Origin of the sequence: Paenibacillus sp. 1_12 (genome assembly GCF_900114475.1) — a bacterium.
Classification (GTDB): domain Bacteria; phylum Bacillota; class Bacilli; order Paenibacillales; family NBRC-103111; genus Paenibacillus_S.
The window spans coordinates 180,612-195,486 of sequence record NZ_FOTE01000005.1 but is presented as its reverse complement, the minus strand read 5'-3'; the positions used below and the strand labels follow the sequence as shown (position 1 = coordinate 195,486).

11 protein-coding genes are annotated in these 14,875 nt (G+C 44.8%); 6 read left to right on the top strand and 5 right to left on the bottom strand.

What is annotated here, in order from left to right:
* Window positions 1-107 precede the first annotated feature (107 nt).
* The gene (gene fumC / locus BM210_RS13475) at window positions 108-1,511 is read left to right on the top strand and encodes a class II fumarate hydratase (RefSeq protein ID WP_091168889.1); all 1,404 of its coding nucleotides are present in this window, start codon (window positions 108-110) and stop codon (window positions 1,509-1,511) included.
* A 98-nt stretch (window positions 1,512-1,609) separates the two neighbouring features.
* Here the strand turns inward: fumC and BM210_RS13470 are convergent, their stop codons facing one another.
* The 5 genes from BM210_RS13470 to BM210_RS13450 all read right to left on the bottom strand — a co-directional run bounded on the left by BM210_RS13470 (window position 1,610) and on the right by BM210_RS13450 (window position 6,827).
* On the bottom strand, window positions 1,610-1,762 hold the full coding sequence (locus BM210_RS13470; RefSeq protein WP_091168888.1) for a DUF1540 domain-containing protein: 153 nt from the start codon (window positions 1,760-1,762) through the stop codon (window positions 1,610-1,612).
* 230 nt (window positions 1,763-1,992) lie between these two features.
* A complete protein-coding gene (locus BM210_RS13465; RefSeq protein WP_091168885.1) occupies window positions 1,993-2,538 on the bottom strand; it encodes a DoxX family protein in 546 nt (181 codons plus the stop codon).
* Window positions 2,539-2,946: 408 nt separating this feature from the next.
* Window positions 2,947-3,957, bottom strand: coding sequence for a lipoate--protein ligase (locus tag BM210_RS13460; RefSeq protein ID WP_091168883.1), 1,011 nt, complete (start codon window positions 3,955-3,957; stop codon window positions 2,947-2,949).
* An 88-nt stretch (window positions 3,958-4,045) separates the two neighbouring features.
* The gene (locus tag BM210_RS13455) at window positions 4,046-5,872 is read right to left on the bottom strand and encodes an ATP-binding cassette domain-containing protein (RefSeq protein WP_091168880.1); all 1,827 of its coding nucleotides are present in this window, start codon (window positions 5,870-5,872) and stop codon (window positions 4,046-4,048) included.
* Window positions 5,856-6,827, bottom strand: a complete 972-nt coding sequence (locus BM210_RS13450; protein WP_091168878.1) for an energy-coupling factor ABC transporter ATP-binding protein — start codon at window positions 6,825-6,827, stop codon at window positions 5,856-5,858. The genes BM210_RS13455 and BM210_RS13450 overlap by 17 nt, the downstream gene beginning before the upstream one ends.
* A 123-nt stretch (window positions 6,828-6,950) precedes the next feature.
* On the opposite strand from BM210_RS13450, the gene BM210_RS13445 reads away from it, so the two are divergent.
* The 5 genes from BM210_RS13445 to BM210_RS13425 all read left to right on the top strand — a co-directional run bounded on the left by BM210_RS13445 (window position 6,951) and on the right by BM210_RS13425 (window position 14,861).
* Entirely contained in the window at window positions 6,951-7,541 is a 591-nt protein-coding gene (locus BM210_RS13445; RefSeq protein ID WP_091168876.1) for a biotin transporter BioY, read from the top strand.
* Between the two features lie 120 nt (window positions 7,542-7,661).
* Window positions 7,662-8,315 (top strand): SGNH/GDSL hydrolase family protein, encoded by a 654-nt coding sequence (locus BM210_RS13440; RefSeq protein ID WP_091168874.1) that lies wholly within the window; start codon window positions 7,662-7,664, stop codon window positions 8,313-8,315.
* 229 nt (window positions 8,316-8,544) lie between these two features.
* On the top strand, window positions 8,545-9,042 hold the full coding sequence (locus BM210_RS13435) for a L,D-transpeptidase (protein WP_091168871.1): 498 nt from the start codon (window positions 8,545-8,547) through the stop codon (window positions 9,040-9,042).
* A gap of 501 nt (window positions 9,043-9,543) precedes the next feature.
* Window positions 9,544-11,733 carry an efflux RND transporter periplasmic adaptor subunit gene (locus BM210_RS13430; RefSeq protein ID WP_177237793.1) on the top strand — a complete coding sequence of 730 codons (2,190 nt, stop codon included), beginning with the start codon at window positions 9,544-9,546 and terminating at the stop codon, window positions 11,731-11,733.
* Window positions 11,730-14,861 carry an efflux RND transporter permease subunit gene (locus tag BM210_RS13425; RefSeq protein WP_091168867.1) on the top strand — a complete coding sequence of 1,044 codons (3,132 nt, stop codon included), beginning with the start codon at window positions 11,730-11,732 and terminating at the stop codon, window positions 14,859-14,861. The genes BM210_RS13430 and BM210_RS13425 overlap by 4 nt, the downstream gene beginning before the upstream one ends.
* Window positions 14,862-14,875: the final 14 nt, after the last annotated feature.

The window sequence follows — 14,875 nt, the reverse complement described above, 5'->3', positions numbered from 1 at the left end:
GTTACCTATCCGTCGAACAGCAAATGTACTAAGTTTGACATTGATAATCATTATCATTTAAAATGGATGCAATCCGTTTAAATCGAGATGTCAGAGGAGGAACTGAAGTGGAATACAGAATTGAAAAGGATACAATTGGTGAAATCAAGGTTCCCGCACATCAGCTTTGGGCTGCACAAACGCAGCGGAGCTTTGAAAATTTCAATATTGGTACAGAAAAAATGCCGCAAGCCATCATTCAGGCATTTGCTATCCTCAAGAAAAGTGCGGCAGCGGCTAATCAGAAGCTGGGAAAGCTGGACAGTCTCAAAGCAGAAACGATCATTGCCGCTGCTGATGAAATTATCCGCGGTGAGCTTGACGATCACTTCCCGCTCGTTGTGTGGCAGACAGGGAGTGGTACGCAGTCTAACATGAATGTAAATGAGGTGATTGCCAACCGCGGCAATCAATTGCTCAAAGCACAGGGCAGCGATCTGAAAATTCATCCGAATGACGATGTGAACAAGTCACAAAGCTCTAACGATACCTTTCCTACTGCGATGCATATTGCTGGATTGATTGCGATTGAAGAGCAAGTATTGCCTGCCATTTCGCTGTTAAAAGAAACCTTACGCCAGAAAAGCGAGGCATTCGAGGATATTATCAAAATCGGCCGAACCCATCTGCAGGATGCGACTCCATTGACACTCGGTCAGGAAGTCAGCGGCTGGCATCGGATGCTGGAAAAAACGGAAACCATGATTAAACAAAGCACCGAATCCTTGAAGGAGCTGGCAATTGGTGGGACAGCCGTAGGTACGGGAATCAATGCCCATCCAAAGTTCGGAGATCTGGCGGCGGAGGAAATCAGTAAGTTAACCGGCAAGGAATTCACTTCCGCATCCAATAAATTTCATGCGTTAACGAGCCATGATGAATTGGTATATGTACATGGCGCATTAAAAGCTCTAGCTGCGGACTTGATGAAAATCGCGAATGATGTACGTTGGCTTGCCAGTGGGCCACGCTGCGGAATCGGAGAGCTGATTATACCAGCGAATGAACCGGGCAGTTCGATTATGCCGGGTAAAGTGAATCCAACACAGAGTGAAGCTCTGACGATGGTAGTCTGCCAGGTAATGGGGAATGACGCGACGATAGGTTTTGCGGCCAGCCAAGGCAATTTTGAGCTGAACGTATTCAAGCCAGTCATCATTTATAATTTCCTGCAATCCACGCGGCTGCTCGCTGATGCGATCCGTTCTTTTAATGATCACTGTGCAATCGGTATCGAGCCAAACTACGAGGTAATTCAAAATAATGTTGAACGCTCACTCATGCTGGTGACTGCGTTAAATCCTCATATTGGATATGAAAACGCTGCTGCTGTCGCCAAGTTAGCCCACAAAGAGGGATCTACTCTGAAAGAGGCTGCTATTAAGAGCAAGCTTTTGACCGCAGAAGAATTTGATCGTCTGGTGAGGCCGGAGCTGATGATTCATCCCGGTGAAGAGCAAAAAATCCCTTGATAATAATTATCATTGTTGCTAAAATGAATAGATAAATACAAAAGAAAAAGGAACCCAAAGGTTCCCTCTTATCGATTTGAGTTTGTTAAGCTTTAGACTTATTTCGTTTCAAACGTTTTGCAATCTGTTTCTGCGGAACTGTGGGCTTGTTTTTGTTGGTGGTTTGTAATGTAAATTGATGAAGCTGTACATTGGTTTTCATTAGCCCAGTGACGACAGGAATTTACTTCGCATAATACATCTTTAGCCATTGTCAGGTACCTCCTTTATACGGATTGCAACACAAAATTCATAGTTATCTTGTACAAGGTGGATCTTATACAAGCAACTAAACCCTCCATTATTTGGCGATAGTGGAGGGTTTTTGTGTATGAACTTGTAATTGCTTTTTCCAGCATATCAAATTTTCTGACAATTATCAAACTGTTAACAGACCAAAGAGCAGCTTGTGTGAGCTGCTCTTTATACATAAATTAGTCGATTACGCATGTGCTGCTGTATGCTTCGTACCTGTTCCAGCTGCTCCGTCTTTAGGTTTTTTCTTATTTGTGAGCAGTTGACGAAGGTAAGGCATGAGATAGTAGTCAACGCCGAATTTACCAGTGTTCGCTCCCGCCATGAATAAGATCACGCCTATAAGAATGAACCAAGGATTAGTGCTTACGGTACCCGCGAACATGAACATGAAGTTCATCATAAGTCCGAAGAACGCTGCGGCTGTAGTTAATACACCAAGAATCAAACCAAGGCCAACTAAAAATTCACCTAGCGGAATCATGAAGTTAATTATTTTGACATTAGGTAAAGCGAAATGTTGTACAAATGCGGTGAAGGTTGGATAAATGAGTTCATTAGTTGCTTTGTCAATCACAGGTTTAGTAACTGCGTTGTTCAGGAAGCCTGCGGCATCAAATCCTCCGGTTAACTTTTGCCATCCGTGAGTGAGCCATTCGTATCCAATGAACAATCTGATGAAAAGCAAGATACCAGCAGCATATTTATTTTCTCTAAGCCAAGTTCCAAACATGATTATCAGCTCCTATTTTTTTGTGAAAATATTCACATAGATGAACTAAAAAATAACTCTGATTAGATTGTGCCAGGTACGAGATCGTTTATGTGGTTGTGTTAACATCTTCTATCAACCCTTCCGTTTGTTTTCTTTCTTTTATCTTACACCCTTAATTTAACATGTTGAAAATCAAAAGTATGTGATTAAAATCACAGATGAATCAATTGTTGTATGAATAAGAGCGATATGCAAACTAGCAGCGAACACAGAACTCAAAATTGTTTGACTCTGATTGTTATGAATTTAATGGTACTGCAAAAGTTTGGTTTGAATAACAAATTAATACATGCAAAACCTCCCAAGCACAGAAATGCTGCTGGGAGGTCTTTTTGTAGACAGATATGGTAATCAATAGTAAATCTGCTATTCGGGGATATCCTGCAATAACAACAAAGCAGTAAATTGTTGAATTGTGAGCTTACCGAAATAATGATACAGATCCATTTCATTTAGTGCCTTATGGAGAGCATGCTGTTCATACTGAATACCTGTGAGCTGTTGTTCCAATTCAGACACATCATGGGTACCGAAGAAATCACCAAAAATATGAATTGCAGCAATCTTTCCCTGAATCACGTTAAGGCGGACATCAATAATACCTGATTCAAACTTGAACGTATTTTGGATATTCGACTCCGGTGAACGGCCGTAATTCCAATCCCAGCTGCGGTAGCGTTCATCAGCCAGCTTATGAACAGCAGCCCAATCGTCCTCGGTTAAGTGGTACTGTGGTACATTGGCTAGTGAGCAATTGAACAATTGCTGGAGTAAAATATCTCTGAATTGTACAATTGTCATAGGCTCACTTAGTAAATCTGAAATATTGGCGACCCGGGATCGAACCGATTTAATGCCTTTCGATTCAATTTTAATCGGCTTGACCTTAAGAGCTGAAGCTACGTTCTCCATCGCCGAATCGAACAGTAGGGTGCCGTGACTGAACATCCGTCCTTTAGATATATATTGAGCGTTGCCAGAAATTTTTTGTTCGCCAACCTGAATATCATTGCGCCCAGTCAGTACCGCTTCTACACCAAGCTGATGAAGGATCTCGATAACCGGTTGAGTGAACTTTGCAAAGTTATGAAAGGAATTCCCGTCATCCTTGGTCAGAAAACTAAAATTCAGGTTGCCAAGATCATGATAAACTGCGCCGCCACCAGACAGACGCCTGACGATATGTATGTGATGTTGATCCACGTATTCCGAATTGATTTCTTCGATTGTATTCTGGTTTTTGCCAATAATAATTGAGGGCTCATTAATATAGAACAGTAAATAACTGTCGTCCATTGGCAAATGACGCAGCGAATATTCCTCCAGAGCAAGATTCACGGCTGGATCGGTGATGTCTTTATTATCAATAAACAACATGGGATGTACCTCCAATGTAGATTAAATTCGATTTCATTTCATTATTATAATGAACTAGAATCAACGTAATCAAATTCCTTGGGCGATTTCATACAAATATCTTATAGTTAAGTATTAATAATACCAGTAAAATACACACTGCGACTGCAATAATCATATAATCGGAAGGGCTAAACCGAAGCCGGAAGGCAATTGTTGGTTTGCTATCTACGTGCCCCACACCGCGTACAATCAGAATTAAGGACAAGGTTTCGCCAAGACGCAGAAGTGAAATGAGAATCGGGATCATGGTCATTCTCATTCGGAATATAGGGATTTGCCCAGGGCGAAAAGGATACTTGCCGCGTGCAGCAGCGATCCTTGCAAACCTGTGCCATTCATCCATAATCATTGGAATAAACCGAATGATCAGTGATGAGGTCAAGGCAAATGGGTCAACGGGTACGCGAATTCGCTTTAAAAGATGAAGTCCCTGCTCCAAACTCCGCTTTAGCCGCAAATGGTTGATTCCCGAGAGCAGCACATATCCTATCATCATGATCATGACTAGTATACTTAAACGGAAGAATGTTTCTTCAGCCGGATTCACTGCAAAGAACAGACCAAACGGAAGTGTCACTATCGAGCCGTTCATCTCACTGACTTGGGTTGGGAATTCTGTTCCCTCAACAGCTAATCCAGATAAGATAGAGGCAATAAGCGTAAACATGATCAAGCCGGCAGCAGGCTTTAAGCATTCAATAAAAGGTATGCGCGCATAACGTATGACGACCAATGTCACTATGAAAGCAGCTATCCAGCCAAACCAGTGGGCCTGAACAAGGATCCCTGGAGATAAAAGCATGTAAACAACCCAGACGGCACGAGGATCATGGGTCTTAAAGCTGGAATTTTCAGTTTGCGAAGATTCAGAAATTTTTCCCTCATCGTGCACTTTTTGCTGCTCAGCATTAGGTTCGTCTTGAGTATCGTTTGCCTCAGTAAAATTAGTGTCAACGCTCGTGTTTACTTCCTGTACTACCTGCGCTTCCCCATAGCCAGCCGCTGGATGATCCGCTAGTGCAATCTTTATTGCTGCTGCAGCCGCACTTGCATTCGGCCAGCTCGCGATGGGCATAGGGATTCCGGAGGCCCGCAGAAGGTGCAGCGTATTCAACTGGACAGGCAGAGCTAGTCCAGCTTCGTTCCATATATGCTTCTGTTCAGCTAGCTCAGAGGGCGGCCCTTGCCAAAACTTATCTGCATATAAAATAAGTACGGAGTCGGTAATTGTCAGAAAGGCATCTGGATCATGTGTGACGATGATCGTTCCGAGACCTTCTGCCTTTCGTTGCTGCAGATGGTCATAGAGCAGGGACGTTCCTTCGGCATCAATTCCTGCTGTAGGCTCGTCGAGAAGCAGCCACATAGGTGCTGCGGCTTGCAGCAGAGCGAGAGACAAGCGACGCTGCTGCCCTCCGCTTAATTGAAAAGGATCTCGCTCCAGCCATGATTCGGGATCTCCTGGGAACAGACTGAGTGCATGCTGAATACGTTGATTTCTTTCTTCCTGGGATAGATTAAATGGGCGAAGTGTATACAGAAATTCTTCTTTAATAGTATTGGCGAATAGTTGCTGTTCCGGATGCTGAAACGCCGTTCCAAGTCGCAGCAGTACCTCACGATTCAGTTTTTTTCGTTTGCTCAGTGCTGATTCCGCCCATAAAGGTGTGCTTCCAAGGATAATCTGACCCGAGGAAGGAACTCGCAATCCAGATAACATCTCGAGGAGCATGGTTTTACCTGTTCCGCTGCGTCCGAGTACAAGAGTCAACGTACCTGCTTTAAACGAATGATCTAGAGCAGGCAGCAGCTGCAGCCCGTCAGTTGTGACCGTAGTCAATCCGTGAATAATCAAATCATCGGGCATACTCATGCACCGCCTCTACTAGTTGCTCAGGAGTAATCGGAAATCTATCCAGTTGAATACCTTGTCTGAATAGCTCACGAGCCACTTGCACTGGATATGGCGGCTCAAATCCGAACATCTCGCAGGGAGTCAAACCGGAATGAAGCTCGGGAATCAATCCGACTTGCGAATCGGGCTTACTTACCATTAACTGGGAAACTGTCGAAACAATTTGATCACTGGAACGCTGCTCCTGATACTGCGGTGGCATTTCTGGATCATCTGATTGTAACTGTGAATCTGATACACCTGCAGCTTCGCACCCATAGAAGAATGAAGCAGGTTTACCATCGAACATGATTTTACCGTTTTTCATGCCGATAACACGAGTTCCGTCTACGAGCTCTTCCATGTGGTGTGTCAACCAGATCACTGAAGCTCCCTGTCGATGAATGGTCTGGACTGCCTTAAGCACATCCATGCGCGATGACGAGTCCAGCATCGAGGTCGCTTCATCGAGCAGCAGCAGAGGGGCTTTCGCCGCTATACATCCCGCAATGGCAGCCAACTGCTTTTGTCCGCCAGACAGTTCGGTAAACGGACGATACTTTAGGTTCTCCAGGCCCACTGCCACAAGTGCCTGGTGAGCAATATGCGGGATTTGCTGCGGCTCTTCACCGCGCATCTCCAATTGAAAGATGATATCCTCCCATGGCGTTTCCCCAAAAAAATAATTATGCTGCATCACGTAAGGAACTACATCTGGAAGAAAGCCTCTATCCACATTGCCGGAATGAATGCTCTGGATCCCGGCAATGAGTTGGGCTAGCGTTGATTTGCCACTTCCGTTAGGCCCAACTATATTCACCCACTCACCTGCGGCAATTCGCAGGTCGATATGGTTCAATACCGGCACAGCATGCCCAGATTGAGTTTTATAAACGACAGCACTGCTGATTACAAGTTCATTTCCTACTATCATGGGTTCACCTTATACTTTCAAAATTCAAATAGCCTCTTCCACAAGAGGAATGAGATGTGCTATACTCCTGATTGTTAACCTGATTATTAGTATATAGGTTAACAAACAAAAGGAGGAAAATCAATGAATTCATCTGCATGGAATATAAGGGGGCTCGTGTTTAGTGCCCTCTTCGCAACGCTGTTCATCGTATTTAGCATGATCAAAATCTCACTCGGCTTTAATCCGGTGCCCTTCACGTTAGAGAGCTTCGCAGTTATGCTGGCTGGTGGACTTCTGGGTGCCCGTTATGGATTTTATAGCATTTTTACGGTATTTATACTTACATCTATTGGTCTGCCCTTGCTTCACGGGCAAGGTGGGATTTCACTTATTATCGGCAAAACGGGCGGGTTTATATGGATGTTCCCGATTGCTGCTTTGGCGATTGGCTGGGTATCCAGCCGTATACGTGGTAAAGGCATAGCTGCTTTCTTGCTATTGTTCGTTGCCATAGAAGCCTTTGGCTCCTTGCTTCTATATGCTGGTGGCGCTCCGTGGCTTGCTTATACAGCAGGTATTTCATTATCCAAATCGCTGACGTTGGCTGTGTATCCGTTCATTTTACCTGATTTGCTGAAGGCGCTGGTTGCGAGCTTCATTGTGCTTAAATTGCGCAAGTATGTACCCTCATTTACAGATCCCAAACAAACATCCCCGCGCATTTCTGCTTGATCCATTTATGAATCCCGGCTCCTTATTCAAGGATCGGGATTTTTTGATGCAGGCGAGTCCATAATCAGGTAAAATCAAACTGGACTCTATTTCATAATTATATAAAAGGGAGATTTGGACATGATTTTTAACAAAAATGAAAAGCTAGTCATGATAGGTGATTCAATTACAGATGTGGAGCGTAAGCGTCCCCATGGCGAAGGTCGTAATGACTCTACTGGCAAAGGTTATGTATCTGCAGTCAATGCGCTTTTCCATTCCGTATATCCTGAGCTTTCACTTCGGGTCATTAATATGGGAATTAGCGGCAATACGGTTCGCAGTCTTAAGGAACGCTGGCAAACGGATGTACTTGATTTAGAGCCGGACTGGGTTTCGATTATGATCGGGATCAATGATGTATGGCGTCAGTACGATCAACCGACAATTAAGGAATCTCATGTATACATAGACGAATACCGCGCTACACTCGATGAGTTGGTTAAGCAGACATTACCGTCTGTAAAAGGAATAATCCTGATGACACCTTTTTATTTAGAGCCTAATGCCAATGATCCGATGCGAAAGTCGATGGATGAATATGGTAGAGTCGTTAAGGAAATCGCTGAAAAGAACAACACTCATTTTATCGACATTCAGGCTGCTTTTCAACCTGTGTTGGAACACATTTATCCGGCTGCTTTGGCATGGGATCGAGTGCACCCGAATTTGGTTGGGCATATGGCCATCGCACGTGCTTTTTTACAGGAAGTCGGGTTTGACTGGAATCGATAATTTGTAACTGGCACCAAAACAATCGTACTAATTGGTTATTTATATAAAACCTAGCCCCCCCACATCATACAGCAGCCTGGGTTGGAGAGTTATCAAGCATCCCAAATAGTTGCTGTAAGCATAAACGATATGTCCTTGAATATAACTCTTGGGATTGATTGCATGCGCACATAAATCGCTATCGATCTGGCAACCATAATCTTGTATGGCTAGCAAAGGATGCGATTTCATGAGGATTTTCAGCTGCGCGCTCATCATTTTTGTCAGTGTCTGGCTTGGCTTGGGCTGTGGATCTCTAGTGAGTGCTGCAATAGCTCCAATGCCGCTTGAAGCGGTGCACGAAGAGGGCGTTTATATCGAAATAAACAAAAAAAGCAATTTGCTTACTGTGTATGTGAATGGAAGGGCGAATTATCGATTTTCGGTAGCTACAGGGCGAAGTAATGATTTAACACCTGAGGGCGAATTTCATATCGTGACTAAAATCGTTAAGCCCTGGTACATGCGTAAGCAAATTCCGGGCGGACACCCCCGGAATCCATTAGGGTCGAGGTGGCTCGGTATCAATGTACCTGGAACTGGTGGCTACACGTACGGAATCCACGGAACCAATCGTCCTTATTCGATTGGCAGTCATGCTTCTTCTGGATGTGTACGAATGCATAATAAGGATATTGAATGGCTGTATCGTCACATTCCATTAGGTACTAAAGTGATTATCAAATAAATTTCAAAGAGCATGTATACAAAGCAAAGCTTTGGTACACTCTATAATTAGCGGTGAAAAAGAGAGGCGTGATTCCGTTGAACAATTCAACGAAACATCGTGGAAATTTGTTGATTGACTCCAGATAGAAGCGGAGGGATGTGCCAAAGACACGTTAGGGTAGTACTCGTACTGCAGTAAAGTGACCAAGGTTTCTGACCCGGCTTTTGAAAAGAGCTTAAGACATTGGACCTATATCCATTCACCGCTAAGCAGACCCCGAAAGGGGTCTCTTTTTTTTGTGGACTATCAGACGAAAGTACTGTTTAGTGCCCAATTTCACATTTTTTTTACATTTAAATCATAGTTTCATCATGAATATACGCTAAGTTGAACATATACTGGAGCATCTGCAACAAAGCATCCGGAGCCGTTAGACGAAAGCCTTGACAACAAGGGCTTCTTTGTGGAGGTTTATTTTTCGCAAGGAAGGGACGGATAAGACTACATGGAGGTATGGAAATGATCAGGTGGATCCAGAATGTATCAAAAAAATGGGTGATTGCCGCCGTTGCTATCATTGCGGTGATTGCTGTTGTAGGAGCCTCCTTTCTGAATTGGGGCGGCTTGAATAATACACAAGCTGCACAGCCGAATGCACCTGCAGCAGGTGCTGGTCAGCAGCGAGGCGGGGCCGCGGCCCGACAATTCCCTGTTGAAACACAGCTGGTTAAAATGGCTGAGGTTGGTGGCGGTCAAGTATTTACGGGCTCCATTACACCGATTTACACTACGAATATCTCCTCTAAAGTTTCTGGCAGAGTAACGGATTTAATGGTCAAAGCCGGGGATAGGGTGAAGGCCGGACAGCCGTTAGCCAAAATTGATACCAGCACTCTTCAGCAGCAAATTGCTCAATCCGAAACCTCGCTTGCCGTCAGCGCAGCCCAGCTTCAACGAACTGCTAATGATCAAGCAAACAGTGCATCAACAGCTGAAAAGCAATTAATCGTTCAACGCGCAAACCTTGATAAAGCGATTGCAGATCAACAAAATACAATAACAGCAGCCAAACAACAGTTGGCCTTGTCGCAAGCCAATTATAATAAAGCGATCAGCGATCAGCAAAACTCCATTGCGACTGCCAAGCAGCAAGTCGCTATCTCACAACAAAACTTAAACAACGCACAGAACACATACAATACGACGCTTACCAATGCCCAAAATACATTGAACGCTCAGCAAGACACGACACAAACCTCACAGGTTAGTACAAATAACTCACAAGCTTCATTACAGCTTGCTTTGCAGCAAGCTATCGTTAACTATAATAATGTCCAGGCTGCTTCTGGTGCCAAAAAAGCTGATGTTGATGCAGCCTTGGCAAAAGTGCAGTCGGCCCAGCTGGCTTTGGACCAAGCCCAGCAGACGACACCAAACTCACTCAGCTCGGCAACGGCAGCTCTGCTTAAAGCACAAGGAGATTTGGCAGCAGCTCAAAGCTCTCAAACCATACAAGTTGCCCAAGAAACATTAAACCGCGATACGGTTGCATTGGCTAATGCACAAAATACTTTATCCGTTATCCTGGATACGAATCAACAAAGTTTGCAAAAGGATCAGCTTTCTTATGCGAATTCAGTTGCCTCTCAACAAACAAACCTTAATGTTACAAAAGCACAGGTTGCTCAGTCCGAGCAAGCACTGTTAACTGCACAATCAACGGATGCCATAGTTGTATCCACTGCTCAGTATCAGCAAGCTGAAACGAATCTGAGAGTGCTTAATGAGCAGCTTCAAGATGGAGTTTTGTTATCTCCTATAGATGGAGTAGTCACGGTAGTCAGCATTCCGGTAGGGCAAAACGCCACTACACAGGCAGCTTTACTATCCATTGCAACCGTTGATCCAACTCAAGCTACAGTGAATATATCGGAAGCTAATATCGGAAAAATCAAGGTCGGTATGGAAATGAAAGTTACTGTGCCAACCTTGAATAAAACGTTTGATGGAACCGTTTCAGCGATTAAACCTCTTCTAGACCCGGTAACCAAAGCTTATAACGTTGATATCAAAGTAAGTGATCCTAAGGGTGAGCTGCTCCCGGGAATGTTTGCAACCTCAAGCTTAAAAAGCGAAGGACGCAAATCGGTTATGGTTCCAGCGGATGCTGTCCTAAGTCAGCCGAGCGGCTCAGCAGCTTTCATCATTCAGGATGGTCGTGCCAAGAAAGTAACTGTAAAAGTAGGAAGCCTGACGAGTGCGATGTTTGAGATCACGAGTGGCTTGTCCGAAGGCGACGAGCTTGTAGTTAAAGGTCAGGAATTGCTTTCAGATAAGGCAGCTGTACAAATTGTTCAACCAGGCAAAGAGGGACAGAAGCCGCAAGGCGCCCAACAGCAAGGTGGTCAGCAGGGTACACAACAGCAAGGTGGTCAGCAGGGTACTCAACAGCAAGGCGGTCAAGGTGGACAGCGTCAGCAAGGTGGCGCTCAAAATGGCCAAAACCAGCAAGGAGCCTCACAAGGCGGTAATCAACAGCAAGGTGGTCAAAGTGGTCAACAAGGAACTCAGGGACAGGGCGGACAGCGCAATCAGGGTGGGCAGTCAGGCGGCACTGCTCCAGCGGGTAACAACTCGCAAACACCAGCTACAGCCAATCCCAATAACGGAACAACCGGTCAAGCAGGGAGAGCGGGTGGCGGTCAGTGAATTTAGCTAATTTTTCAGTCAACAGACCGGTAACAATTACGATGATGATGATCGCGATGATCATCATCGGTTCCATAGCAGCACCACTTTTGCCTGTCGATTTGTATCCGAATATGGATATTCCGACGGCTACGGTTTCCGTGAACTGGGCGGGTGCTTCTCCTGGGCAGGTAGAGACCCAGGTAACCAAACGCGTAGAGGCTTCCATGGCAACTATTGCCAATGTGCAGTCAGTCACCTCCAGCTCTCGAACGGGAGGGAGTACCGTCACCGTTCAGTTCAATTTTGGAACGGACATCAGTGATGCTACTTTAACGATGCGTGACCGTCTAGACCGGGTGAGAAGGCAGCTGCCTACAGATGCCGATGCACCGGTGGTGTCTCGTTCTGATCCAAACAGTCAACCAATTCTCAGCCTTGCGCTTTATGGCAACAGTGTTGATTTGGTCACCCTCCGTGATTTGGCAGATAACATTGTTAGCCCCGCAGTACAACGTGCTGATGGTGTTGCTTCAGTTGGTGTAACAGGAGGACGTGTCAGACAAATTCAACTGCTACTCGATCAGAACAAGCTGACCCAATACGGATTAACCTTCAGTCAGGTCACTTCCGCTTTAAGCAATGACAACCAATCAACGGACGTTGGTTTTGTCTATAAAGGCGATCAGCTCGTTCCACTGAGCATTGCCGGAGAGTTTAAATCCGTAAGTGAAATTGAAAAGGTACGTGTAACCTTAGGTCGCGGTCAGTCCATTGCTCTTGGCGAATTAGGTAAAATCATCGATACATATCAGGATGTAACCTTTGATTCCAGACGTGATGGGGAACAAAGCGTTGGATTATCCGTACTCAAGCAATCCGATGGCAATACGGTTGCCGTCGCCAAAAATATTCGTAAATCGATGGAAGAGCTGCAAAGCAAGCTGCCTCCAGGCGTAAAGCTCGGAATTTTAAATGATTCATCCAAATTTATCAGTAACTCAATTAATACGGTTATCGAGCATACGCTTTTAGGTGCCATTTTCTCGATTATTATCCTTATGTTGTTTTTGAATAGTGTCAGAGCTACGCTAATTATCGGGGTCGTTATTCCGATTTCAATTATCAGTACGTTTAGTATGATGTATTTCTCTCATCAGACGATTAATACGATAACACTCGGGGGCTTGGCACTGGGTTTGGGCTCGCTCGTTGACTTTGCGGTCGTTGTTTTGGAAAGTATTTACCGTAAAAAAGCGGAAGGTTTGTCTCCAGTCGAAGCGGCCAAACAGGGAACAGCCGAGGTTGGAACGGCCGTATTGGCATCAGCTCTTGCACAGATTGCTGTTTTTGCTCCGACTGTATTTATTTCAGGTATTATCAAAAACTTCTTTGCTCCGATGGCGCTCACGGTAAGTTTCTCCCATATTGCCGCATTGATTGCCGCTATTACCTTGGTGCCGATGTTGGCAGCCAAGCTTTTGAAAAAAAATCACGATGAGGAGCTTCCTGAAGGACGTTCCTACAATCCGGCTGTATGGTTTGGCAGAGGGATGAACCGTTTTACAAACGGCTATACCAGAGTACTCCGTTGGTCACTCGGACATCGATTGATTATTGTGCTTATTACAGTCTCGATGCTGGGCGGAAGTGTGTATTTAGCCAAGTTTGTAGGCTCCGAGCTTACTCCCAAAACAGATGAAGGGCAATTGTTTGTTAATATTTCACTGGCACAAGGAACCAAATTTGAAATTACGAATGCACTGGCTTCCAAGGTTGAATCACTGATCAAGGACATTCCGGATATCGAATCCATCTTTACGAACGTCGGTAGTGCAGGAGGAGGCGCTTTTCAGAGCGCATCTACGAATTCGGCCAATATTTCCGTCACATTGAAGCCTCTTGCTGAACGGAAATTGAAAACTGAGCAAATTGTGGAACAAATCCGTAATTTGACTAATGGCAATGCAGGCGCACAAATCTCGGTAAATGCTCGTTCATCTATCCGGTTACCGGGAATTGGTGGAGGTGGAGGTGCCGATATTCAGGTTAATCTGAATGGTGCCGATATGGCTGTTTTGAGCAAACTCGGTGATATGGTTGCCGAGGAGTTACGTGCTATCCCGACACTTAGAAACGTACAAAATACACTTGAACGCACGATACCTGCTTATGAGATGACGATTGATCGTGAAGCGGCTACCTACTATGGTATTTCGTCAAGAGAGGTTATGACTTCTCTGCGCACTGCTTATCAGGGATCGGTTGCGACCAATTTTAAAACAGGAGATACGCAGATATCCGTACTGGTTAAATATCCTACGGAGTTTACGAACAATTTAGAAAATCTGAATCAAATTGTACTAACAACGTCAACAGGAACACAAATTCCGCTTAGTGCTATCGCGAAGGTTGTACCGGGTTCTGGACCATCCCAAATCAGACATATCAATCAACAGCGATTGACTACGGTTCAAGCCTTTGTTACAGGTGCACCAGTGGGCGATGTTGCCAAAGTCGTTCAAGAACGTCTAGATACGATTCAGCCTCCTGATGGTTATGCAATTTCATTGGGCTCGCAGGCAGATTCCAATAGTACGTTCAGCAGCTTATATATGATGCTGCTCTTATCTATTGTCTTGGTTTACATGGTTATGGCGGCACAGTTCGAATCGTTATATGGTCCTTTTATTATCATGTTCTCACTCCCACCTACATTCATAGGTGCCATTCTCGGTTTATATTTAACGAATAGGACGATTAATATGAACTCCGTAATGGGAATGATCATGCTCATCGGGGTCGTGGTCAACAACGCTATTGTGTTAGTTGACTATACGAATCAGCTGCGTAAGCGGGGCTATACGTTATACGATGCGTTGATTGAAGCTGCCAGAGTCCGACTAAGGCCTATCCTGATGACCACAGCGACTACCGTATTGGCGATGCTGCCTCTCGTTATCGGCTTTGGTGAAGGGGCTGAATCACAAGCCTCGATGGCAACTGTTGTTGCTTTTGGTCTGACAATCTCAACTATGGTCACTCTACTGCTCGTTCCTGTGGTGTACACGTTAATGGATGGAATGATGGATTTCTTTCGCAGTAAATGGAAGCGGCAATCCCCTCCAGCCCTGCCAACCCAATTATAGTCATAGCTTGCAAA

What these genes read in the sequence shown, in the direction of transcription:
- BM210_RS13470 (WP_091168888.1), bottom strand. Translation starts at nt 1,762, where the DNA reads ATGGCTAAAGATGTATTATGCGAAGTAAATTCCTGTCGTCACTGGGCT.
- BM210_RS13465 (WP_091168885.1), bottom strand. Translation starts at nt 2,538, where the DNA reads ATGTTTGGAACTTGGCTTAGAGAAAATAAATATGCTGCTGGTATCTTG.
- BM210_RS13460 (WP_091168883.1), bottom strand. Translation starts at nt 3,957, where the DNA reads ATGTTGTTTATTGATAATAAAGACATCACCGATCCAGCCGTGAATCTT.
- BM210_RS13455 (WP_091168880.1), bottom strand. Translation starts at nt 5,872, where the DNA reads ATGAGTATGCCCGATGATTTGATTATTCACGGATTGACTACGGTCACA.
- BM210_RS13450 (WP_091168878.1), bottom strand. Translation starts at nt 6,827, where the DNA reads ATGATAGTAGGAAATGAACTTGTAATCAGCAGTGCTGTCGTTTATAAA.
- BM210_RS13445 (WP_091168876.1), top strand. Translation starts at nt 6,951, where the DNA reads ATGAATTCATCTGCATGGAATATAAGGGGGCTCGTGTTTAGTGCCCTC.
- BM210_RS13440 (WP_091168874.1), top strand. Translation starts at nt 7,662, where the DNA reads ATGATTTTTAACAAAAATGAAAAGCTAGTCATGATAGGTGATTCAATT.
- BM210_RS13435 (WP_091168871.1), top strand. Translation starts at nt 8,545, where the DNA reads ATGAGGATTTTCAGCTGCGCGCTCATCATTTTTGTCAGTGTCTGGCTT.
- BM210_RS13430 (WP_177237793.1), top strand. Translation starts at nt 9,544, where the DNA reads ATGATCAGGTGGATCCAGAATGTATCAAAAAAATGGGTGATTGCCGCC.